The organism is Acinetobacter sp. YH16042 (genome assembly GCF_013417245.1).
Taxonomy (GTDB): Bacteria; Pseudomonadota; Gammaproteobacteria; order Pseudomonadales; family Moraxellaceae; genus Acinetobacter; species Acinetobacter amyesii.
This window is the reverse complement of sequence record NZ_VPEJ01000022.1, coordinates 1-23,346: the sequence shown is the minus strand read 5'-3', so window position 1 is coordinate 23,346 and position 23,346 is coordinate 1. Positions and strand designations below refer to the sequence as shown.

23 protein-coding genes and 1 pseudogene are annotated in these 23,346 nt (G+C 40.0%); 13 read left to right on the top strand and 11 right to left on the bottom strand.

What is annotated here, in order from left to right; translation table 11 throughout:
- The first annotated feature begins 52 nt into the window (after positions 1 to 52).
- Complete coding sequence (locus FTV37_RS13495; protein WP_180064101.1) at positions 53 to 427, top strand: hypothetical protein; 375 nt, start codon at positions 53 to 55, stop codon at positions 425 to 427.
- A 52-nt stretch (positions 428 to 479) separates the two neighbouring features.
- Here FTV37_RS13495 and FTV37_RS13490 read toward each other — a convergent pair whose 3' ends face one another.
- Positions 480 to 1,037, bottom strand: a complete 558-nt coding sequence (locus FTV37_RS13490; protein ID WP_180064100.1) for a cytochrome b — start codon at positions 1,035 to 1,037, stop codon at positions 480 to 482.
- A 212-nt stretch (positions 1,038 to 1,249) separates the two neighbouring features.
- On the opposite strand from FTV37_RS13490, the gene FTV37_RS13485 reads away from it, so the two are divergent.
- Together FTV37_RS13485 and rnhB are read left to right on the top strand one after the other, a co-directional pair.
- Positions 1,250 to 1,636: a hypothetical protein gene (locus FTV37_RS13485; RefSeq protein WP_168379346.1), complete on the top strand. Its 387-nt coding sequence runs from the start codon at positions 1,250 to 1,252 to the stop codon at positions 1,634 to 1,636.
- A gap of 93 nt (positions 1,637 to 1,729) precedes the next feature.
- Complete coding sequence (gene rnhB / locus FTV37_RS13480) at positions 1,730 to 2,299, top strand: ribonuclease HII (RefSeq protein WP_168379347.1); 570 nt, start codon at positions 1,730 to 1,732, stop codon at positions 2,297 to 2,299.
- A gap of 91 nt (positions 2,300 to 2,390) precedes the next feature.
- On the opposite strand, the gene csrA is transcribed toward rnhB, so the two are convergent.
- The 4 genes from csrA to FTV37_RS13460 all read right to left on the bottom strand — a co-directional run bounded on the left by csrA (position 2,391) and on the right by FTV37_RS13460 (position 8,344).
- On the bottom strand, positions 2,391 to 2,645 hold the full coding sequence (csrA, locus tag FTV37_RS13475) for a carbon storage regulator CsrA (RefSeq protein ID WP_078189080.1): 255 nt from the start codon (positions 2,643 to 2,645) through the stop codon (positions 2,391 to 2,393).
- A 248-nt stretch (positions 2,646 to 2,893) separates the two neighbouring features.
- On the bottom strand, positions 2,894 to 4,174 hold the full coding sequence (locus tag FTV37_RS13470) for an aspartate kinase (RefSeq protein ID WP_180064099.1): 1,281 nt from the start codon (positions 4,172 to 4,174) through the stop codon (positions 2,894 to 2,896).
- A gap of 346 nt (positions 4,175 to 4,520) precedes the next feature.
- Positions 4,521 to 7,214, bottom strand: coding sequence for an alanine--tRNA ligase (gene alaS, locus FTV37_RS13465; RefSeq protein WP_180064098.1), 2,694 nt, complete (start codon positions 7,212 to 7,214; stop codon positions 4,521 to 4,523).
- A 314-nt stretch (positions 7,215 to 7,528) separates the two neighbouring features.
- Positions 7,529 to 8,344 carry a hypothetical protein gene (locus tag FTV37_RS13460; protein WP_180009413.1) on the bottom strand — a complete coding sequence of 272 codons (816 nt, stop codon included), beginning with the start codon at positions 8,342 to 8,344 and terminating at the stop codon, positions 7,529 to 7,531.
- Between the two features lie 175 nt (positions 8,345 to 8,519).
- Here FTV37_RS13460 and FTV37_RS13455 point away from each other — a divergent pair, with 175 nt between their 5' ends.
- Positions 8,520 to 9,548, top strand: a complete 1,029-nt coding sequence (locus FTV37_RS13455) for a type I glyceraldehyde-3-phosphate dehydrogenase (protein WP_180042042.1) — start codon at positions 8,520 to 8,522, stop codon at positions 9,546 to 9,548.
- A 200-nt stretch (positions 9,549 to 9,748) separates the two neighbouring features.
- Positions 9,749 to 10,051: a hypothetical protein gene (locus FTV37_RS13450; RefSeq protein WP_078189224.1), complete on the top strand. Its 303-nt coding sequence runs from the start codon at positions 9,749 to 9,751 to the stop codon at positions 10,049 to 10,051.
- A gap of 158 nt (positions 10,052 to 10,209) precedes the next feature.
- On the opposite strand, the gene FTV37_RS13445 is transcribed toward FTV37_RS13450, so the two are convergent.
- Together FTV37_RS13445 and FTV37_RS13440 are read right to left on the bottom strand one after the other, a co-directional pair.
- Complete coding sequence (locus FTV37_RS13445; RefSeq protein ID WP_078194391.1) at positions 10,210 to 10,509, bottom strand: AzlD family protein; 300 nt, start codon at positions 10,507 to 10,509, stop codon at positions 10,210 to 10,212.
- A complete protein-coding gene (locus tag FTV37_RS13440) occupies positions 10,506 to 11,252 on the bottom strand; it encodes an AzlC family ABC transporter permease (protein ID WP_180012236.1) in 747 nt (248 codons plus the stop codon). The genes FTV37_RS13445 and FTV37_RS13440 overlap by 4 nt, the downstream gene beginning before the upstream one ends.
- A gap of 142 nt (positions 11,253 to 11,394) precedes the next feature.
- On the opposite strand from FTV37_RS13440, the gene FTV37_RS13435 reads away from it, so the two are divergent.
- The 6 genes from FTV37_RS13435 to FTV37_RS13410 all read left to right on the top strand — a co-directional run bounded on the left by FTV37_RS13435 (position 11,395) and on the right by FTV37_RS13410 (position 17,389).
- A complete protein-coding gene (locus FTV37_RS13435) occupies positions 11,395 to 11,850 on the top strand; it encodes an Lrp/AsnC family transcriptional regulator (RefSeq protein ID WP_180064097.1) in 456 nt (151 codons plus the stop codon).
- A gap of 321 nt (positions 11,851 to 12,171) precedes the next feature.
- Positions 12,172 to 13,338 (top strand): ATP phosphoribosyltransferase regulatory subunit, encoded by a 1,167-nt coding sequence (locus FTV37_RS13430; protein ID WP_180064096.1) that lies wholly within the window; start codon positions 12,172 to 12,174, stop codon positions 13,336 to 13,338.
- Between the two features lie 66 nt (positions 13,339 to 13,404).
- Complete coding sequence (locus FTV37_RS13425; protein WP_078189071.1) at positions 13,405 to 14,724, top strand: adenylosuccinate synthase; 1,320 nt, start codon at positions 13,405 to 13,407, stop codon at positions 14,722 to 14,724.
- Positions 14,725 to 15,287: 563 nt separating this feature from the next.
- Positions 15,288 to 16,091, top strand: a complete 804-nt coding sequence (locus FTV37_RS13420) for a M48 family metallopeptidase (protein WP_180064114.1) — start codon at positions 15,288 to 15,290, stop codon at positions 16,089 to 16,091.
- A 97-nt stretch (positions 16,092 to 16,188) separates the two neighbouring features.
- Positions 16,189 to 16,497: a hypothetical protein gene (locus tag FTV37_RS13415; RefSeq protein WP_078194385.1), complete on the top strand. Its 309-nt coding sequence runs from the start codon at positions 16,189 to 16,191 to the stop codon at positions 16,495 to 16,497.
- Between the two features lie 112 nt (positions 16,498 to 16,609).
- Entirely contained in the window at positions 16,610 to 17,389 is a 780-nt protein-coding gene (locus FTV37_RS13410) for a M48 family metallopeptidase (RefSeq protein WP_111885895.1), read from the top strand.
- A gap of 156 nt (positions 17,390 to 17,545) precedes the next feature.
- Here FTV37_RS13410 and FTV37_RS13405 read toward each other — a convergent pair whose 3' ends face one another.
- The 3 genes from FTV37_RS13405 to FTV37_RS13395 form a co-directional block, all read right to left on the bottom strand.
- Positions 17,546 to 18,028, bottom strand: coding sequence for a peptidylprolyl isomerase (locus FTV37_RS13405; protein WP_078194383.1), 483 nt, complete (start codon positions 18,026 to 18,028; stop codon positions 17,546 to 17,548).
- Positions 18,029 to 18,164: 136 nt separating this feature from the next.
- Positions 18,165 to 19,466: an NAD(P)/FAD-dependent oxidoreductase gene (locus FTV37_RS13400; RefSeq protein ID WP_180064095.1), complete on the bottom strand. Its 1,302-nt coding sequence runs from the start codon at positions 19,464 to 19,466 to the stop codon at positions 18,165 to 18,167.
- A gap of 103 nt (positions 19,467 to 19,569) precedes the next feature.
- Positions 19,570 to 20,883, bottom strand: coding sequence for a D-alanyl-D-alanine carboxypeptidase PBP6B (locus FTV37_RS13395; RefSeq protein WP_306670360.1), 1,314 nt, complete (start codon positions 20,881 to 20,883; stop codon positions 19,570 to 19,572).
- A 180-nt stretch (positions 20,884 to 21,063) separates the two neighbouring features.
- Between FTV37_RS13395 and FTV37_RS13390 the strand changes: the two genes are divergently transcribed.
- Positions 21,064 to 22,767 carry a M61 family metallopeptidase gene (locus tag FTV37_RS13390; protein ID WP_180064094.1) on the top strand — a complete coding sequence of 568 codons (1,704 nt, stop codon included), beginning with the start codon at positions 21,064 to 21,066 and terminating at the stop codon, positions 22,765 to 22,767.
- Between the two features lie 61 nt (positions 22,768 to 22,828).
- Positions 22,829 to 23,239, top strand: a complete 411-nt coding sequence (locus tag FTV37_RS13385) for a hypothetical protein (RefSeq protein WP_218947607.1) — start codon at positions 22,829 to 22,831, stop codon at positions 23,237 to 23,239.
- Between the two features lie 22 nt (positions 23,240 to 23,261).
- On the opposite strand, the pseudogene FTV37_RS13380 reads toward FTV37_RS13385, so the two are convergent.
- Positions 23,262 to 23,346, bottom strand: a pseudogene (locus tag FTV37_RS13380) (IS5/IS1182 family transposase); the annotation flags it as partial.

The window sequence follows — 23,346 nt, the reverse complement described above, 5'->3', positions numbered from 1 at the left end:
CAGCGTATAATCTCAGGCAGTGAATATTCACTGCCTTTTTTATGTTTAAATCATGCTTTTATCTCATTCAAATCGCTCTATATTTGCCTCATCGATTACATTTTTAGCCGCAGTATTGATTTCTTCGGCTGCTATTGCAGATAAATCAAGTTTAAGTCAGCGTATGCTAAAGCCCGTGATTGAATATCAATGCTCGCAAGAATTAAATACTTCTAAAATTTGGAAAGGCGCTGCGATGTTTATGAGTGCTCAACAGAAAAAAGACAATCAAGCTGCGATTTGTCAGTGCGTGAGTGAGCATGCCATGGATGATATCGGTGCGAAAGATCTGATGACTGCTGCAGTGAATGAAACTGAAAAGAATAAACTGATTTCTAAAGCTGTTTTGAATAGTATGCGCGGCTGTGCTCAGCAAGTACTGAATTAAAAGATAATGCTTAAAATAAAAGCCACATGATGTGGCTTTTATTTTGTCTTTATTAGGGTTTTGGTTGTCGTGTCATACTTTTGAGCACATGGTCTTTATCAATAAAATGATGTTTCAACGCTGCCAAAATATGACCCACTAAGAGCAAGCCTGCTGCCCAAGAAATCCAAATATGTAGCGGTTTCACGATGGCTAATAATTCAGGATTATCTTGTACCAAGCGTGGTATTTCAAACAAATACAAGACAGGGGCCGGGTGACCTGCGCTCCAACTAAATAAGCAACCTGTAATCGGTAAAGCCAGTAGTACAAAATACAGTGCTAAATGACCCAAATGTGCCAAGGTTTTCATGCCGGATGACATACTGTCAGGTAATTCAGGTGTGGGGTGGGTATAGCGCCAAAAGATTCGTATCACCACCAAAAAAATAATCGTAGTCGCAATATTTTTATGGAGGGTAATGACTTGTCCTTTAAAGCTGCCATCGACGTCATAACTGAGAAAATTGCCACTATAAAAGCCAATGAACCATGCCACGATGAATATGATCGCCATCAGCCAATGTAAGACCTGAGCTGTTCGAGTGTAGTATTGTGTGTTATTGCTCATGTTGATTATTTAAGCGTTCAATCTTATGCAGATTCTAATACAGACCACAAAAATATGCGTCGTTTAAAATCGGTACACAGTGTTGTGAATATGCAACACAGGCTTTGATGATTAACTACACAATTACCGAATTTATTTTAAATAGTCATATCAGATGGTGTGTGATTTGGGGCACAATATGCGCGTTAATTAACAGAACAAAGGAAATATTCGTGAAAAAATTAGTTGCTGTTCTAGCGCCATTAGCGCTTGTTCTTTCTGCATGTGCTGCGACTGGTACAACAGGTACAAGTTCTACAGGTACAACTTCAGCAAACAGCTTGGCAATGATGGCGGTTAAAGTGGGTGTTCAAGCGAAATGCGTGACTGAGCTTAATAACAACAGCTACTGGAAAACAGGTTCAAAATTATTAACAGAAACTCAAAAATCTGAACTACAAACTGAAGTGTGTTCATGTGTAGGCGAGAAAGCGACAACTAGCGTGACTGCAACGGATTTGGTTGTAGCAGCAATGGATAAAACTTCACAAGCAAATCTTGCGGCTAAAATCGTGACAAATACTTTAAATGCTTGCGTGATTGAAACATTTAAAAACTAAGATTTAGAACATTTTATACGACCCTGACAATGGTTTTGCTGAGTATCAGTAAATCCAAATGAAGGGTCGTATTTTATTTTGAGTGAGAGATATATGAAAATTGCTGGTGCAGATGAAGCGGGTCGCGGTCCATTGGTGGGTTCGGTTGTTGCGGCAGCTGTCATTTTAGATCCAAATAACCCGATTGAAGGTTTAAACGATTCTAAAAAACTCACTGAAAAAAAACGTGAAAAGTTATTTATTGAGATTCAAGAAAAAGCCTTGGCTTGGGCGATTGCTGAAAGTTCTGCACAAGAAATTGATGAGATCAATATTTTGCAAGCATCATTACTTGCAATGCGTCGTGCAGTGGAAAAACTCAATGTACAGCCAGAACACGTGTTGGTCGATGGTAATAAAGTCCCAACCGGTTTAGCAATGAGCTGTGATGCAATCGTGGGCGGTGATGCGATTCATCCAGAGATTTCGGCTGCGAGTATTTTGGCAAAAGTGACTCGAGACCACGAAATGGTTGAACTGGATGCAAAATATCCACAGTATGGTTTTGCGAAACACAAGGGCTATCCAACCAAAGCGCACTTCGAAGCGATTGCACAGTATGGGGTGATTGATGAACATCGCCGCAGTTTTGGCCCCGTACGTAAAGTTCTAGAAGGGCAGTAATTAAGCTCAGTTGAACTTATATAGTAAACGCATGTTCTAGATAAATTTAAAGCGGCCTAATGAGCCGCTTTATCATTTAACAACTTAAATCTTAGCGATTATAGTTGTTTTGTGAATAATCAGTTTCTTCAAAAGATGGCTGATATTCTTGATCAATGTTTTGGAGATGTTCGTGCATTGCGCGTTCATGTTGAATTCGTTGGTAAATTTCTTCACGATGAACAGATACTTCTTTTGGAGCATTCACGCCAATACGAACCTGATTACCTTTAACACCAAGTACAGTCACGCTAACTTGGTCTCCAATCATTAATGTTTCTCCGACACGACGAGTCAGAATCAGCATGTTTCTCTCCTTGCAAAATGCAAAACCTGCAAATGATCTGTTATGTAAAATTCATAACTTGTAAAAGCAAAAAATTTAGCAGTGCATCTGAAACAATCATTGTGACAGTCGCAAACTGAGTAAATTTTAAAATCCTCAGGTTTAATATAACAGAGCCACTATAAAAAAAACTATAGTGGCTCTGAATTTTTACGATGTTTTTCAAAATCTGTCTAACAATGACAAATTTTGACACACAGCAAGGTTAATTAAGCACGTACACTTGATTCACCTGTTTCACGGTCTAGACCGAATGCAGTGTGTAGAGCACGTACAGCAAGCTCTAAGTATTTCTCATCGATAATCACTGAAATTTTGATTTCAGAAGTCGAGATCATCAAAATGTTAATGCCTTCTTTTGCAAGAGCAGTAAACATTTTGCTTGCAACACCTGCGTGTGAGCGCATACCAACACCAACAATCGATACTTTAACGATGTCTGCGCGAGTTGCAACTTCACGTGCACCAATTTCTTGTGCAGTCGCTTCAAGAATGGCTTTCGCTTTTGGTAATTCACCGCGGTTAACTGTAAATGTGAAATCAGTTGTGCCGTCTTCTTCAACGTTTTGGATAATCATATCCACTTCAACATTGGCATCACCAATTGGTGAAAGGATGTTTGAAGCAATACCCGGTTTATCCGGTACACCAAGAATAGTTAATTTAGCTTCATCACGGTTGAACGCGATACCTGAGATGATTGGTTGTTCCATGTTGTCTTCCGCTTCAGTGGTGATTAGTGTCCCGACGTTTTGTTTAAAGTTTTCGTCGAATGCGCCATCATCGTCATTATCAAAACTTGATAATACGCGTAAAGGCACTTGGTATTTACCTGCAAATTCTACAGAGCGAATTTGAAGGACTTTAGAACCAAGTGATGCCATTTCAAGCATTTCTTCAAAAGAAATACGATCAACTTTTTTCGCTTTTGGAGCGACACGAGGGTCAGTGGTGTAAACACCATCAACGTCTGTGTAAATCTGACATTCGTCAGCTTTAAGTGCAGCAGCCAATGCAACACCCGAAGTGTCAGAACCACCACGACCTAGAGTCGTTGTGTTACCTTCGGCATCAAAGCCTTGGAAACCTGCCACAACAATGACACGTCCAGCGTCAAGGTTTGAAGTCAATACATCCGTATCAATCGCTTCAATACGCGCCTTGGTAAATGCGCTGTCGGTTTTAATACCAACTTGACGACCTGTAAGTGATTTAGCTTCAACACCAATAGAGTTAAGTGCCATTGCTAACATAGAAATCGTTACCTGTTCACCCGTAGACACCATTTGGTCTAATTCGCGTGGATCAGGTGTTTCGGTAATGGCTTTCGCTAAAGCAAGTAGACGATTGGTTTCGCCACTCATTGCAGATACAACAACCACAACTTTGTGACCGTGATCATGCCAACGCTTTACACGACGAGCAACATTTAAAATGCGCTCTGGAGTACCCATTGAGGTACCGCCATATTTTTGAACGATTAATGCCATAACTATCCTTACCAAGTAAATAAGTCTAAAGACTTAAAGCACTTACACATATTTTAAGACCGCACTTGAGCGCGATTTTAATATACCACGTAGCTCATGAACTCCAAGGTAGGAGGAGTTCAAATAGATACTTTGTGTCTGCAGGGGATTCACATGAACCCAGCCTTTTAGACTCCATTTTCATCATTTAGCCAGAGGTTGAATATTGGTTTCAACATGATGATTGAGTTTGCGTTTTCACGCATCAACAGTGTTTAAGCAGGATCCAGCATTAAAAAACACACTGCTTAAACCTGTTGATTTGCTCAAAGGAGGTGAGTCACTTTGAGCTATAGGACTTTTGGTCTTATTTTGCAGCTAACCATGCAACGAGGTCAGTCATTACTGCTTCAAGTTTGTCGCTATAAGGCGCACCACCTTGAGCCATATCAGGTTTACCACCACCTTTACCACCAAGCTCTTGACCAAGGTGTTTGATGATGTCACCTGCTTTTACAGCAGCAGTGTATTCTTTAGCAACCGAAGCAATCAGGCTCACTTTGTCGGCATCAACCGCTGCGATCACGATCACAGCATTGTCTAATTTAGATTTCACACCGTCGTGCAAGTTGCGAAGTGATTTCGCATCTACACCTTGAACCGTGGTGATTAATGTTTTGCGGCCAGCAATCTCTTGAACTTGACTTAATAACTCAGCTGCTTGGAAGCTTGCTAATTTTTGGTTCAATTGTTCAATTTGTTTTTGCAGGCTAGATGCTGTGTGAGATAAAGCTTCAACTTTTTCTAAAGTTTGATCTTTTTGCGCTTTCAGCAAGTCATTAATTGCATGAATGTCACGATCAGCTTTTTGCGCAGCTTCAACTGCCTTAGTACCAGTAACGGCTTCAATACGACGTACGCCTGCTGCAACACCACCTTCAGAAGTGATCTTGAATAGGCCGATGTCGCCTGTGCGTTTTACGTGAATACCACCACAAAGCTCGATAGAGAAATTTTTCTCATCTTTGGTTGTACCCATTGAAAGTACACGTACTTCGTCACCGTATTTCTCACCGAACAACATCATTGCGCCTTTTTCTTTAGCCGCATCGATGTCTAAAAGTTCAGTTGAAACAGCCGTATTGGCAATCACTTCGGCATTGACAATGCGTTCAATTTCTTGAAGCTGTTCAAATGAAACAGGTTGATCATTGGCAAAGTCAAAACGTAAAAGTTCGCTGGCAACCAATGAACCTTTTTGCTGTACATGCGTACCCAAAACTTGGCGCAGCGCTGCATGCAACAGGTGAGTCGCAGAGTGGTTGCGTGAAGTTGCTTCACGGATATCCGCTTTCACAATCGCTTCGACCGCTTGAGCCGCTTTTAAGTTACCCATGGTCACGATGCCTTGGTGTACAAAAGCGCCGCCTGATTTTTTGGTGTCTTGAACTTCAAAAATACCAGTTTCGTTTTTGAAGATACCTGTATCGCCAACTTGACCGCCGCTTTCTGCATAGAACGGAGTTTGGTTGAGAACGATCAGTGCTTCATCGCCCTCAAAAACTTCATCAACTTGTTCGCCGTCTTTGTAGATTGCAACAATTTGACCTTGGCCTTGAGTTGCGTCATAGCCGTCAAATTGAGTTTCGCCTTCAACTTTCACAATTGAGTTGTAGTCGACAGCAAATTTACCAGCATCACGCGCACGTTGACGCTGAGCAGCCATTTCAACTTCGAAACCAGCTTCATCAATCGTTAAATCACGTTCACGTGCGATATCAGCAGTTAAGTCAGTCGGGAAGCCGTAAGTATCGTAAAGTTTAAATACTGTTTCGCCCGGAATCACTGAACCTTTAAGTTGAGCCAATTCACCTTCAAGCAATTTCAAACCTTGCTCTAAAGTTTTAGCAAATTGTTCTTCTTCTTTCAAAAGCTGTGCTTCGATACGTGCTTTTTGTGCTTCCAGTTCAGGATATGCAGCACCCATCACGTTAATTAACGGTTGAAGCATTTTGTGGAAAAATGAACCTGTCGCACCCAATTTGTTACCGTGACGCACTGCGCGGCGGATAATACGACGTAGTACATAACCACGGCCTTCGTTTGAAGGGTTAACACCGTCAGCAATCAAGAAGCAGCAAGAACGTGCATGGTCAGCCACAACTTTAAGTGAAGCAGGGTATTCAACTGGTTTGTTTTCTGCTTGTGCTTTTGCTTCAAGTTCAGTGGTATCTAAACCAATGATTTCAGCAGCAGCTTTAAGTAGGTTTTGGAATAGGTCAATTTCGTAGTTTGAGTTTACATGCTGTAAAACTGCAGAAATACGCTCAAGGCCCATACCTGTATCTACAGACGGCGCTGGAAGTTCATGCAGTACGCCATCAGCAGTACGGTTGAACTGCATGAATACGTTGTTCCAAATTTCGATGAAACGATCGCCATCTTCTTCAGGAGTGCCCGGTAAGCCGCCCCAAATGTGGTCACCATGGTCAAAGAAGATTTCAGAACATGGACCGCAAGGACCTGTATCGCCCATTGCCCAAAAGTTATCTGAAGCGTATTTTTCGCCTTTGTTGTCACCAATACGGATAATGCGTGAAGCGTCTAGACCAATTTCTTTGTTCCAGATATCAAATGCTTCGTCATCTGTATGGTAAACAGTGGCATAAAGTTTATCTTTTGGCAGACCTAACCATTTTTCGTTGGTTAAGAAATCCCAAGCAAATGTGATGGCATCACGTTTGAAGTAGTCACCAAATGAGAAGTTACCCAACATTTCAAAGAACGTGTGGTGACGTGCTGTATAACCAACGTTGTCTAAGTCGTTGTGTTTACCGCCGGCACGGACACATTTTTGTGAAGAAGTTGCACGAACGTAGTCACGTTTTTCAAGACCAAGGAAGCAGTCTTTAAACTGGTTCATACCAGCATTTGTGAACAATAGTGTTGGGTCGTTGGCAGGTACCAGAGAACTCGACGCGACACGTGTATGCCCTTGCGATTCAAAGTAGCTTAAAAAAGCTTCGCGAATTTCAGCTGATGTCATAAAACGAGTACTCACAACCAAGTCTCTCCTAATTTCGATTTGGTAATAGCATATCAAGCAAGTCTTACAAAATTTTAAAGCTGGCTTGAGATGCTGACATAAAATTTAAAAACGCTAAATTATAACGGAAAAAGGTGTAGCGACCAATGATTTTCAATGAACTATATGACTTTTTATATAATTCATTTGAATTGATTCATTTTCATTATGGTTGTGAAAATTTTGGCAGTTTTTACTCAATGGTACTTTGGTTTATTTATAAATTTAAGATGAAATTTTACTTAAATCCTAAACGCATTTTCAAATTTTAAAGGCGTGAATTAATCAGCTTATAAGTCAGGATCTGTCTTTTTTATGTGTTGAATGGGGTATTCCTTGCCATTAAATTTGAGCTGATAACGACCTTGGTCATGTTCAGCGGACGCTTTGCAGTTTTTGTGATTGTAATGGCTGCTAATGCTCGACTCTTTGATTAAGAAAATAGGGAAGCCCTTATGGGTTTGATTGCTGATGTGTAAGGTGCGCTTCAATTCTTCAGTATTCCAGTCATCACAAGCACTTTGTGTACTGCTGTTGTAGTTGGTCATTAGTCCATTTAAGACAGCTAAAATTTTTGAATCAGTTTGAATGGCATAAAGGTAAAGCAATCGTCTTGATGAATGAATACCGCCTATGTGCGATTGTTTTAAAGCAATACCCACCAAGTCCTGATCTTTTGCATAGGGAGTGAGATCAAATTGAACATTATCTAAACGTGTCGTAGGCACAATGCCTTTAGGTGACTTAAATACTTTTAGTACTTGAAATGTGCCTTTATCTATAAGATAAAGCTTTAGATCATAATTGCCCGCATTGTCCTGAATCACGTCAGTCGCATTACTAGAAAGGGCTAATAATCGACGACTATGCTGAAGTTGAATGCAGTCCTGAAATACAGGTTCATTGGCATTGGAGGAATTATCGTCTGAGAATAGGCGTTGTAATTTTTGTATCTCCGCTGATGAACAGTGTTGATATATTTGCGCTGTAGTCTCGGTTGAACCTAATAAAAATATCAAAAATATTGAGATGGAAGCGTAAAAGAGCTTTGTAGGTTTAAGCTTTTGCCAGAACAAATAAAATGGTTGTAGTGTTTGCTTCATCATTGTGATTTATAGTCTATAGAATATTTTTCTTCATTATAAAGTCGAAAAGCTATTTTGAATATTTTCACTCAACACCCATTTTAATAAGTATTAAGAGAATTAATGATTACGAATTATTGTTGAAATCCTTTAATATATAAGCGCTTTATAACTGTTTCAAAATGAAGGGTAAGTCATGCAGCGAGTGGCAATTAATGGATTTGGTCGAATCGGACGCAATGTATTACGCGCTTGGTTTGAAAATCCAAAAGAATTTCATTATGAAATTGTTGCCATAAATGATGTCGCTGATGTGGAAACCATGGTGCATTTGTTTAAATATGACACCACGCATGGTCGTTTTGCAGGCCAAGTCGAAATTCTTGAACAAGATGGCGCTATTTTTCTAGATATCTCTTGTGCTCAAGCGCATCTCAAAGTGCAAGTTTTAAATGAAGCACAGCCGAGTCTTTTGCCTTGGCAGCAACTGAATGTCGATGTGGTACTCGAATGTACAGGTTTATTTAGATCGCGAGAGGCAGCCACACAGCATATTGGTGCAGGTGCCAAACGTGTGATTATTGGTGCTGCGCCGTTTGACAGTGTTGATGCTGCGATTGTGTATGGTGTTAATCATCATGAAGTCAAAGCGACGGATCAAATTATTTCGAGTGTGTCGTGTACCACGCAGGCTTTGGTGCCTTTAGTCAAAATTATTGATGATGCCTTTGGTATAGACACAGCACTCATGACAGAAATTCATGCTGTGACTGCGGATCAGTCTGTATTGGATCATGCACATCGTGACTTACGTCGTGCGCGAGCTTCAGGTCAAAATATTATTCCAACAACCTCTTCAGCTCTGGGTGCGTTGAAACGGGTCATGCCGAAAATGGAAGATCGAATCGATGGCTATTCGATTCGTGTGCCGACTATCAATGTTGCTGCAATCGATTTAAGTTTTGTGTCTCAATCAGTTATCACCAAGCATGAGTTAAATGCAGTGTTAAGCAAAGCTGCACGTTTTGATTATCATGAAATTATGTCAGTAACCGATGAGCCCTTGGTCTCAAGTGATTTTAATCATTCACCTTATTCATTGATTGTCGATTTGAATCAAACCATGGTGGTAGGAAAGCAAGCAAAAGTTTTCGCATGGTATGACAATGAATGGGGCTATGCGAACCGCTTGCTCGATTTATGTGAAAGTTTTCACTCTTTATAAAAATTCAAACTTATCCAATATAGAAAACATCTACTAGCTTGTAGGTGTTTTTTTATTTTCTAAAATTAGATGAAAAATCATGCGTAATCTCGTTGATGTATCTCGAAAATATTGAAAAACTTTAAAAAATATTCAAGCACAGCCGATTTATTGTTTAAGATGAAAGTCAAAGAAATATATAAAGAGTATTGAGCATGATGTTGATGTTACTTTGGGGATTTATTTTATTATTGGCGCTGGCGGTTATATTTTTAATTTGGCTACAGTTTAATCGTGACGTATCGCAATCTACCGCGCATGAAACCTTGCCACTCGAGGAAAAAGTGGTGCATCTAGAAGCCAACCTGAAAAAGACCTTGGAAATTATGCAAGACCTTGCAAAGAAAATGCATATCCAGCAAGAAGTATTAGATCAAACCACTCACAAATTACAGCAAGTTGAATTGCAAAATGCAGAGTTGGTGAACCTTTTGGCAAAAGTGGTCAAAACCGATCAAAGCTAATCGAAAGATAAAGAAGACTGCCCATAGCTCGATATCTGCATGAAGCATGTAATCTCAAGGTATGGGTATTTTTTTATCCAATAAGATGATTCTCAATATTTATTGTCATTGGGTTCAAATCGTAGTTCACGCGTTTTTCAACATATGATCGTATGGGACTAAATCAAAATTTGTCTTAACACGGCTGCTGAAAGCATGCTAATCACAACGGTAGGCAATAACGAAAAACGTGATGCTGCAAATAGGGTAATGGCTATCGCGATTAAATCAGCAGGATTATCTTTGACAAAATAGGGCGCAATCACTGATATCAACACACAGCCGGGGACAACTTCCATAATTTGACGTTGTTTGTTGGTGAGGCTACGGTTTTTCAGTAACACATAACCCAAGATACGGGTCAGGTAAGTGGTTAAGGCTATAAATAGAATCGCGATCAGGGTGCTAGTGTGGATCATGCATCATCTCCAATTAGGAAAAATGCAGAAGCAATGCCAGTAACTGCGCCAATCGGAACATACCAGCCCGCAGGGAGATACAAGTAAGCCAAAGATGCGGCAATCAAACTGACCAGCCATGGACGCGCCGCTTTAAAGCCTTTCCACATGCCACGCAGTAAAACAAGAAATACAGCAGGGAAGGCCATATCAAAACCAAGTCGACTAATATCGCCAAGTATCGGCCCGATCATTGCCCCTAGCGTGGTAAAGCCAACCCACATCAAATATAGAGCACAGCATAAGCCTGCATAGAACATCAAACTAAAGGCGCGCTGAATTCCCAAAACATTAGATTTTTTTTGCGCATCAGCCAAACCCACAGCCCAACTTTCATCGCACATAAAAAATAAAGCGGTATAAACCTTACGATTCGGTAGATGTCGTAAATACGGGACAAGGCTAGCCCCCATTAATAGGTGCCGACTATTCACTAAAAACGTAATAAACATCAGCATGAGAATATTAGGAGGATTGGTCCAAACTTCCAAAATGGCAAATTCAGAACCACCTGCAAAGTTAAGACCAGTCAAAAGCGGTACTTCTAAACTAGAAAAGCCTTTATGTGTTGCCTGAGCACCCAAAACTAATGCAAAAGGAATAATGCCTAGCAGCATTGGAATAGATGTTTTTAGACCTCGTTTAAACTCAATAGAATGCTGTGAGTGGGTGTGATTGAGTGTACTTTGTCTAAACATCAACATGACGTTTTCCATGAAGCGAGATCGAAAGCAATATTTTATGGATATCTGAGCAGCATTTGGCAGCTATTTTATGGAAGATTGCTTTTATTGTGTAATGAAATTGCTAAAATAAAGATTATTGTGAAATTTAGTGCCTTTATTGATGGATCAGAGAGATAAACGCATTTTGCAAGCATTACAGCAAAATGGAAAACTACAAAATAATGAATTGGCCCAACTTGTTGGTTTATCACCTTCGCCGTGTTTGAGACGGGTTAAGCAACTAGAAGATGAAGGCTATATTGAGAAATATGTGGCTTTACTGAATCAGTCAAAATTGAATTTAAGTTTAACGGTATTTGCGCGGATTTGGCTAAAAGGTCAAGATGCAAAAACCGTGAATGATTTTGTCGCAGCGATTCAAACGATGCCTGAGGTCGTTGAATGTCAACTCATGGCAGGGGATTGTGACTTTTTCTTACGTATCGTCGTGGTAGATTTAGAAGCCTATCGAAAGTTTCAGATTCATCATTTAACGCAGATTGCCAGTGTGCAAAATGTAAAAACAGAGATACCTTTACAGGCCGTTAAACAAACTACAGCGCTTCCATTGGATTGATGTTCGTGTCTTAAATTAAGTTATTGAGCCTGATCATATTTATAACTTTGTTTAAAACTTCATCTATAGAAAGCAGGGTGCTGATTATTTTTTATCAAATGGTTAAAAAAATAACGTTCACAGGATTTTAAAATATAAGCATAAACATGGATTTAGTTGTAAAAGTTAAAGCTGTAGATGAAGTAATGAATGCTTAAGCATCTTTTATGAAAAAGTCGTGTGCAAGCGTAAAACTATCGTGCTAAACTAGGAGAAATCGGGTGTGCTCCCGATTTTTTTATGCGGATTTGTTCCGCGCTGACAAGAATTTAGGTTTACAACATGCCCATTTCAGAGACATGGTTATTACCTGATGGTGTAGCTGATGTACTGCCAGAACAGGCGCAAGTGATTGAATCTTTGCGTCGTGAAGCATTAGATTTCCTCGCATCTCGAGGTTATCAGTTGGTGTACACGCCATTCATTGAATACATCGAATCTCTATCTTCTCTTTCAGAATCGAATCAAGATTTAGACTTAGCCACTTTTAAAGTGATCGACCAACTTTCAGGTCGTTTGCTTGGTGTGCGTGCCGATATGACACCACAAGTGGCTCGTATTGATGCGCATGTACATCCTGTCGAAGGTGTAGCTCGTTATTGCTACGCTGGTACAGTACTACATACTAAGCCACAGGGTTTTAATACCACACGTGCACCTTTACAGTTAGGTGCAGAATTATTTGGTTCAGACAGCATTGATGCTGACGTTGAACTGATTGATGTCATGATCAACTTGCTTGCTAAAGCAGGTCATGCAGATGGTATCCATCTTGATTTAGGGCATGTCGGTTTATTCCGCAGCATGGTAAAACAAGCTGGTTTGAGCAAAGCGGTTGAACGTCAGTTATCTGACTTGTATCAACGTAAAGCGCTACCTGAACTTGCTGAATTCACACAAAAGCTTCCATTCGGTCAAGATTTTTATACCTTAGGTCGTTTTGCAAGTGATTTAGATGCGTTACAAGCAAATTTAAGTGCTGAAGTTTTAAATAACGAAGCATTTAAACTGGCTTTTGATGCAGTGAAATCGACTCAAGCGGCAATTCAGGTGCGTTGGCCAGAACTACATATTGGTATCGATGTGGTTGAACTTCGTTCATATCACTATCACACTGGTTTAATGTATGCCGTATATGCGCCAAACCGCGCTGCGCCATTGGCTCAAGGCGGCCGTTATGACGGTATTGGTGAACACTTCGGCCGTGCGCGTCCAGCAACAGGTTTCTCTTGTGACTTATATGCATTAACTGCAGGTCAAGTTCAGAAAAGCCAATTTTTGGTTGCACCAAAAGGCATCGAAGCAGATTTATTAAAGGCAATTGAGGCAGCACGTACCGAAGGGTTCAGTGTGGTTCAATTGTTAGGTAATGATGATTTAAGCTCTGCACCATATGCAACGCACCAGTTGGTGAATGCAAATGGCGAGTGGACAATCAAACAAATTTAATCGCGGATGTGCCTGCGGGCACACACGTTTTTTCCAATTTTAACAGCATGATGCAATGAGGCTATTATGGGCAAGAATGTTGTGGTACTTGGTACCCAATGGGGCGACGAAGGTAAAGGTAAGATCGTCGACCTGCTCACAGATCAAGCGGCTGCGGTAGTTCGCTATCAAGGCGGACACAACGCAGGTCATACACTTGTGGTTGGTGGTAAGAAAACTGTATTACACCTCATTCCATCTGGTATTTTACGTGACAACGTATTGTGCTTAATTGGTAATGGTGTTGTTTTATCACCTGAAGCTTTAATCCATGAAATGGAAGTTTTAGAAAAAGAAGGCGTGCCTGTACGTGAACGTCTACGTATTTCTCCAAACTGTCCATTGATCCTTCCACACCATATCGCCCTTGACCAAGCACGTGAGAAAAAACGTGGCAATGCGAAAATTGGTACAACAGGTCGTGGTATCGGTCCTGCATACGAAGACAAAGTAGCTCGTCGTGCAATCCGTGTTGCTGACTTGGTTCGTGGTGGTGCTCATCTTAAAGCTCAACTTGAAGAGCTTCTTGAATACCATAACTTCCAATTGACTCAATTCTTCGGTGTTGAAGCAGTTAAAGTTGAAGATGTGATCGCTCTATGTGACGAATGGCGTAAAGTCATCGAACCTATGGTGATGGACGTTACTGGTGAACTTCATGCTTACCGTAAAGCAGGTAAGAAAATCATGTTTGAAGGCGCGCAAGGTTCACTTCTTGACGTTGACCACGGTACATATCCGTATGTTACATCTTCAAATACAACTGCTGGTGGCGTAAGCTCTGGTTCAGGTCTTGGTCCATTACACCTTGACTATGTATTGGGTATTACTAAAGCGTACACAACTCGTGTAGGTGCTGGTCCGTTCCCAACTGAACTTGTTTATGATGCTGCGAACGATGTTGGTGATGCAATCGGTAAACACTTGGGTACTGTCGGTTCTGAGTTTGGTGCGTCTACTGGCCGTCAACGTCGTTGTGGCTGGTTCGATGCTGAAATTCTACGTCGCTCAGTAGAAGTAAACTCACTTTCTGGTATTTGCTTAACTAAACTAGACGTTCTAGATGGTTTAGAAGAAGTGAAAATCTGTGTAGGTTACGAAGCAGCTGATTCTGGTTGTGTAGGTTCTTCTGATGCGCTTGCATTTGAAACTTTAAAACCGATCTACGAAACTATGCCAGGTTGGTCTGAGTCTACTTTCGGTGCGAAATCACTAGATCAATTGCCACAAAATGCAATTAACTATGTGAAACGTTTAGAGCAATTGATTGAATGTCCAATCGACATCATTTCAACTGGTCCAGACCGTGATGAAACAATCGTATTACGTCATCCATTCGACGCATAATGTGCTGTTGAATTAAGATGTCAAAAGCCTCGCGAAAGCGGGGCTTTTTTTTATATAGCGAAGAATAAAACTTCAAAAAACGACATGTATTATAAACTGATAATACTTAGTAACATCCGAAGTGCCATTTGATTCAAATAAAAGAATGATACGCGGTATGGTCATCCGCAAGTGTTTGAGACAGGACTACTTTTAATTAAAAATGTTTTTGCAATACTGTGAATAATTTGACACTAGTGAACGAGTTTTGTCGGTGAGGTGCATTGCACCGCAAGATGGTTTCCTTGCGAAGCACGCTTCTCATTTTGCCTAATGAGAAACATTGTTTCATGTGTGTACCTCCAGCCGAAGGCTAATCCCTGTATTTAAACCCAAGATGTAAGACTCCGTTGAATATACTTAAAAGTAATTAAAAAATGTGAAATTATTTTTACGGGCTAACATCAGATATTAAATTTAAATAATGGAAAAATAAAGATTTTGAAAAAAATAAGCATAAAAATATTGAGTCAGTCAATTTTTTGTATATATTTGACACTCTTTATAAATAACTAGAGATCATGATGAATTATAAAAAATCTTTGGCATGCTTTGCCGTAGCAGCTTCTTTATCAGGTTGTACCACGATTGCTGATCTTGCAGGTGCCGATTCTGCATCATTGAACTTACAGGCAACTCAGTCTTATAACGCAATGCTGAAAGATGCACAAAGCAAACAAGTTCTTGATACCAAATCTGCGACATATCAAAAAGTAAATCGTGTATTTTTGAAAATGAAACCTTTTGCAGATCAAATGAACCAGACAGGGCAGGCATTTGATTGGAAAGTGGCCGTTATTAAATCTAAAGAAATCAATGCCTATGTTGCACCCGGCGGGAAAGTTGTTTTCTATACAGGAATCGTAGAAACCCTCAAACTCACGGATGATGAAGTCGCAGCAATCATGGGTCACGAAATGGTTCATGCCTTAGAAGAACATGCAAAAAATAAAATTGGCGCTTCAGCACTGACCAATCTTGCGGTGAGTATCGGTTCACAATATGTAGGCAATGCTGCAGGCGGCTATGGTGCAACCTTGCTTGATTTGGGTAGTCAGTTCGGTGTGGGCTTACCGTATTCACGTAATTTGGAAAGCCGCGCGGATAAAGGTGGCCTAGTGATGATGGCAAAAGCTGGATACAACCCAGAAGCAGCGATCTCGTTGTGGAAAAAAATGAATGCAAATGACAACAGTGGCAATGATGCACTGAGCAAATTTATGTCTACACACCCAAGCAATAATGACCGTATTGCTGCTATGCAAAAAATGATGCCAGAAGCACAGCAATATTATCAAAATGCGACACCTTCGAGTGTGCGTCGTTAATATCGGCTGTTTTCAAGACTAAAGTTGCATTTTAGTACGCTATACACATTGTGTTGAGTTGCTAAAATGCAATTTGAATTAGGAAGAGAAGTGCAGGATGCAAAAGAATATTTCGACCACCATTTTTTATTCTTTATTATTTGCGATGGGGGGAGCACCTACCATTGCCATGATGATTATTCGTGCCCAAACTCAAGACCCTCAATTGATTTATCAAGCTCTAATTGGTTTGTCGGTGATTATTGCATGTATTCTTGTACCTATAGTTTTGATACAAAATGCTGTCCTATTTTTTAAGCGAAAAAATGTGCAGTTAGAGGAAAAAATTAAGCCATTAATGCATGTGTATTTGGGCTTGAATGTGGTTTGTTTAATCTATTGGTTGGTTCTTCAATTTTCAGCTTAAAAAAATTACATAAATACTATTATAAGTCGCTATAACTTCGTTTTAAGCTCCAAACCATAAGAATATAATATCCATAAATTCACTTATATTTTAATGGTCTGGAGTATCCTTAATGAAAAAAATAATTCTAACGAGCCTGTGTATGGCCGGTGTAATGACGATTTCGGGCTGTGCGACAGTGGCAGATATGGCAGGAGCGGATACTGCTACATTGAACGCGCAAGCAACACAAAGTTATAACAAAATGGTGGCGGATGCGCGTTCTAAAAATCAGTTAGATACTTCATCAAGTACGTATAAACGAATTAATTCAGTATTCCTCAAACTTCGCCCATTTGCAGACCAAATGAACCAAACGGGTCAAGCGTTCCAATGGCAATTGGCAGTCATGAAATCTGATCAAGTCAATGCCTTTGTAGCTCCAGGCGGTAAAGTTGTATTTTATACAGGTATCGTCAATAAACTGAATTTAACCGATGCAGAAATTGCAGCAGTTATGGGACATGAAATGGTCCATGCTCTTGAAGAGCATGCAAAAAGTAAATTGGGAGCGCAAGCCTTAACTGATCTTGCATTGAATATTGGTTTAAGTGCGGCAGGTAATAATGTCGGTCAATTGGGTACTGCGGCCGCGCAGTTGGGTAGTCAAATTGGTATAGGTCTGCCTTATTCACGTTCTTTGGAAAGCCGTGCAGACCAAGGTGGCTTAATGTTAATGGCACGTGCAGGTTATAACCCACAAGCGGCGATTACGCTTTGGGAAAAAATGAATAAGCTTGAAGGTGCGGGAGGTTCATCATTCTTATCAACGCATCCATCAAACTCACAACGTATTGAAGCGATGCGTAAAAATCTACCTGCAGCGCAGCAGATTTATAACCAACGTCGTTAATTCATAAGAATTAATTATCCGTTTTAAAAAAGCAGGCCGTGGCCTGCTTTTTTGTATTTAATAGTTTGAAAAGTTCTTATATGGCATACCTATATCAGGCGCAATAAAAAAGGCAAAGTAAAAACTTTGCCTTTTTGCACTAGAGATCAGAAGATCTTAGTGGTGGTGACCGCCTGCACCGTGTACGTGACCGTGTTCAAGTTCTTCAGCAGAAGCTTCACGGATTTCAACGATTTCAACTTCGAAAGTTAAATCTTGACCAGCAAGTGGAAAGTTCGCATCAACAACAACGTTGTCGCCTTCAACCGCTTTAACTGTCACGATTTGAACGCCGTCATCAGTTTGAGCTTGGAATTGCATACCTGGTTGGATGTTGTCCACGCCTTGGAACATTTGAGCAGGAACTTCTTGAACGAGATCAGGATTGTATTCGCCATAACCTTCAGCAGCAGGTACAGTTACAGTGAATTTTTCACCAACTGTTTTGCCTAAAAGAGCTTTTTCAAGACCTGGAATGATGTTACCAGCGCCGTGCAAATATGCTAGTGGCTCACCTTGAGATTGGTCGAGAGTTTCACCCTCTGCATTAGTCAATGTGTAGTGGAAAGAAACCACAGAGTTATTTGCAATAGCAGTCATGTTATTGATCCATTCAATTTTTTAAGGGTTACATCATAAAGTGAAATTGCACTTTTGTAGACTAAATTTATCAAAAAAATGCAATTTTTAAATGTTTATGATGATTTTTTCATTAATCGGGGCAAATCTGTAAATTTCAATGCAATTTAATTTTAGGCGCAATTTTTCGTGTAACAAAATCTTTAGCCGTTAATAGTCCTGCATGTGCATAGCCGTAAATTGTAGCTTGATGCATTCGATACAGTGATACGTACATTGATTTGGCAACAAAGCCTTGAACATTGACCTGACCTAAAAGTTCACCAACCGCTTTATGCTTGCTTAATGAGACTAGGGAGCCTTTGTCTGAAAATACGAACATTGGGAGTTGTTGACCACGGATACGCGCCTTTAAACAATCCACGAGAAATGACGCTTGTTGGCTAGCAACTTGAGCGCGTGGGCCGAGGACAGGCTCATCTGCACGCGGTTGGCAATGTGCACAATCACCAAACGCGAAAATATCTGGGTGTGCCTTAGTTTGTAATGTTGCATATACACTTAAACGCCCCATGCGGTCTTTTTCAAAGCCTTCAAGTTTAGAAATTACTTCTGGTGTTTTAATGCCTGCCGCCCAAACTTTTAGTTCGGCTTTAATTTTGCTTCCATCATTAAAATAAACATGTTCAGCATCGACTTTTTCCACACGTTTAGAGGTTAAGACCTCAATTTTCATGCGTTGTAATTGCTGCTGTGCATGCTCGGCCATTTTTTCAGGCAGTGCAGGCAGAATCCGATCAGCACCTTCAATTAAATTGATCTGTACGCTTTGCGGATGAATTTTATTTAAACCATATTTATAAAAATTATGTTTGGCTTCGACCAATTCTGCGGAGAGTTCAACGCCAGTTGCACCTGCGCCAATAATGGCAATTTTCAACTCACGTGCTGTATTGCTATTTTGCGCATCCAAATATAACTGTAAGAGATCTTGTTGGAAGATTTCAGCTTGTTGTAGGCTGTCCAAATAGTGGCAATGTTCATACACGCCCGGCGTGTTGAAATCGTTAGAAACTGAGCCTAAAGCAAGAACAAGGGTGTCATAACTCAGTTGCAGTTGTTCTTGAGTAGATTCATATTTTCCTTGTTGGACTTTGCTGAGCTGAATGGTTTTTTCAGTAGGATGAACATTTTCAAACTTAGCCAAGACAAACTCATAATGATGCTTCGCAGCATGCGCATAGTAGTTGATTTCTTCTTCGCTGACTGACATCGTGCCTGCGGCAATTTCATGTAAAAGGGGTTTCCAGACATGCGTGAGTTTCATATCTACGAGGGTAATGCGCGCTTTCTTTTTTTTCCCGAGTAAGTCACCGAGTTGCGTAACCAGTTCTAAACCACCAGCACCACCACCGACAATGACAATATGGTGTAACTTGGAGTCATCAGCGTTATTCATTGAATTACCTATTTTATTATTGTTGAAAAAAAGAAGATGGCACGAGTATGTCATCTTCTTTATTGCACAAATAACGAATTGTCTTACAAGTTACATAATCACATCATTGACCTAAAGGGTAGGTTTTAACTTCTGCTACATCCGTATTAAAGATGCTAAAAAGGCCTTTGATCCACATCATGAAACGCTCAAAAATATTGGCTTCTTCAATTTGCACGTCATCTTCGATATCAAAGGTATTGATCAGCTGATTATTTTGATAAACAGTAACGGTGGCTAATTTCATTACTTCAGCCAAAGGCGCAGTGAGTTCTTTTTCATTTACTTCAACACTCAGTTTAGTCTGTGTTTCATGAAGTGGTTCAATGGCTTGAATTTGGCCATTGCCAGTATTTAAAAGAATACGTTGCTGTGTAGGATCAAAAGCTTTTAAATCGATGGCATAAGCTTGATCATAAAGTGAAGTTGTAATCAGTTTAGGTTGTTGAGTTTCCACCTTAAACATTTTCAAGGTTGATTTAACCACAGGTAATTCTGCAATTAATTGCTTATCTTTGATTGCAACTTCATTACGTGTATAGGTATAAGCCAAGTTCATGAGGTTGTGTGCTACTTCTGCACGTTTTAATCCACTTTTTGCCCCTAATACTACAACAATCAAACGACGTTCTGGCGCGTCAGGATTCGCGATCAAACGGTTGGCTGTTAAAGCTAAGTTATAACCTGCAGCTTTAGTAAAACCTGTTTTTAAGCCATCAACGGTGGGATCTTGTTTTAATAAGATATTGGTTGCACGGTGGAAGCGTTGGTTATAACTAAAACTTTGTTGTTTTGAATAATACAAATAGTCAGGTGTGTCAGTCACCAGTGCTTGCCCTAAACGTGCAAGGTCAGCCGCCGATGAATAATGTTCTGGCATGGTAATACCGGCTGGATTTTGAAAATTGGTGTCATTCATGCCCAAAGCTTTAGCTTCTTTGTTCATGCGTTCAATAAATTTTGGAATATCACCAGAAATGCGTTCAGCTAAAGTCACTGCGGCATCATTGGCTGACATGACCACAAGACCTGCTAAAAGCTGATCAACTGAAATTTGTTCACCAGCTTTGAGATACATTTGTGATTCATCCCATTGAACCACTTGTACGACTGGGGTTGCGGTTAAGATTTCATTTTTCTTTAAATGACCTGCTTTAATTTCCTTTAAAGCAATATAAGCCACCATCATTTTGGTAAGTGAAGCAGGGGCACGCTGAACATGGCTATTATGTTCTGCAATCACCTGACCCGACTGAGGGTCTAAAATGGTCCAAGCTTCAGCTTCAACGGTTTCAGGGACAATATTTAAAAGGGCAGCATTTGCTATCGTGGAGCATAGAAAACTAAGCAGCGCGATGAGGTAAATCATGTGTTTCAATGAGGTTCCTTAACCAACCATTCCGTTGGTGGTAAAACGAAAAAATTTTTAGGCATGCTATGCCTTTTTTTTTCTGCTGACTAGTCATTATTGTAGACAATTGCGACAGTTCCGCATTCAGTTGTAAAAAATGTTAATCTAATTGATAAGTTATCTTTTATTTATTTTATATCGCCCATTATGTTGCATTATCAAATCGAATTTGACGATTATCGTCAGCATCTAGTCCATGTCACTGCACGTTTCTTGGCAAATCCTACACAGGTGCTTTCGTTGCCTACTTGGATTCCCGGAAGTTACTTAATCCGTGAATTTTCGAAGCATATCGAAGCCGTTCGAGCATATGATGAAGATGGGCGTTTGTTACAAATTGAGAAATTTGAAAAAAATAAATGGCGTTTATTCAATACAGATCATGAGTTGATCACGGTTGAATATGATGTATATGCCTTCGATTTATCGGTCCGTGGTGCTTATGTCGATCAAAGCCGTTTATATGTCAATCCAGCTTGCGCATGTTTAGGTTTAGTTGACCAAGAAGATACAGCCATTGAGGTTGAAGTTTTCTTGCCACCCGAGTTAAAGCATTTCCAACTTGCGACTGGATTAAAGTCAAAAAGTTTAGTGAAAGGTCGTTATACCTTATATGCAGATAACTATGCTCAGTTAATTGATGCACCGTTTGAACTGGCGGAACAAACCCGTTTTAGTTTTGAAGCCAACGGCATTCCGCATGAGTTTGTGGTGTCGGGCAAACATGCTATGAACGCGCAGCGTATGCAGCAAGACATCGAAAAAATTTGTTCGACTGAAATTTCAATGTTTGGTTCGGCGCCATTTAAAGACTATACCTTTATGACCATGGCAACGGCCAATAGCTATGGTGGTTTAGAGCATCCAAACAGTACGAGTTTAATTAGCCCACGTGATGATTTGCCAAAAGCCAATGAACCTGTAGAACCATCGGCAGATTATCAACGTTTCTTAGGGTTATGCAGCCATGAATATTTCCACTCATGGTTGGTAAAATTTATCCGTCCAGAAAACTTTGTGAATTATGACCTCAACAAAGAAGGCTATACCTCTTTGCTTTGGATTTTTGAAGGTTTTACATCGTATTATGATGATTTGATCTTGCTGCGTAGCGGTGTGATCAATCAGGATTCTTATATCAAGCTTTTAAAAGCACAAATAGATCGCTATTTGCAAAATCCGGGTCGTGAGATTCAAACTGTGGCTGAATCAAGCTTTGATGCATGGGTGAAATTCTACCGTCAGGATGAAAACTCAAATAACGCAGGTACAAGTTACTACAACAAAGGTTGCCTCGTTGCATTGTGTTTAGATCTAGGCTTACGCCTGCGCGGTTCTAGCCTTGATGCCTTAATGCGTAAGCTATATGAAAATGCGCAAAATGGCATTCAAGTCAATGAACGGACTATTTTCAATTTATGCAATGAATTGACGGGTGATGATTGGTTAGAACAAATCAATCATTTGATTAATACTACGGATGAATTGCCGTTAGACCAGTTGTTCCCAGAGTTTGGCTTAAGCTACACGCTTAAAAATGACAAATCATTGCCATTTGGTTTAAAGCTGGTCGATAAGCCTGAAGGTGTGTTGGTTCAGTCTGCTCGTCGTGATGGTGCAGCGGCAAAAGCTGGCTTGTCTGCAAATGATGTGATTATTGCAATTGATGGTTTAAAAGCGACGGTTAAATTGGCAGAAAAATATGCCAAGCAAGACGGTACTTATACCGTACTAGCATTTCGCCGCGATGAACTGATGAGCTTTGAAGTGAAAGCGGCAGGTTCAGAATTAACTGAAGTTGAACTTAAAGTGGAAGATCAGGCTAAAGCTGAGAAGTGGTTGAAGGCTTAATTTGATAAGTATTTAATTTTCATGTAAAACCCATACTTAGGTATGGGTTTTTTATTAGAAAATGAATAGTAAAAATTTAATAATTGGAATTTCGATAACTATAGTTTGGTTCTTAGTTATAGGACTATTTTGCGTTCAAAACAATTTTGTATTTACCAATAGAGAGCTGAATTCACTAGGGGATTTTCTCGCAGGTATATTTGCTCCAGTTGCTTTTCTTTGGTTAATACTCGGGTATCTCCAGCAAGGTAAACAATTAGATCAAAATACCAAAGCTTTGGAACAGCAAGAAAAAGCACTTAAACTTCAAATAGAAGAGATGAAGGAGAGCGTTAAACAGCAAGGGTATCTTGCTCAGCTACAGTCAGAACAATTGAGAATGAATCATAATTCATGCCAACCTTACTTAGAATTATGCACTCCAAAATTAGAAATTCTTAATATTAGAGATCTATTAACTAGGGTGTGTTGACATTTACAGCCGATAAATTGAGCTAAAGAGGCAACCATATAAATATACAAGCTAAAGCAACAGCGCTTTGATAGTTACGTTTTAGCTTATCGTATCTTGTGGCAATT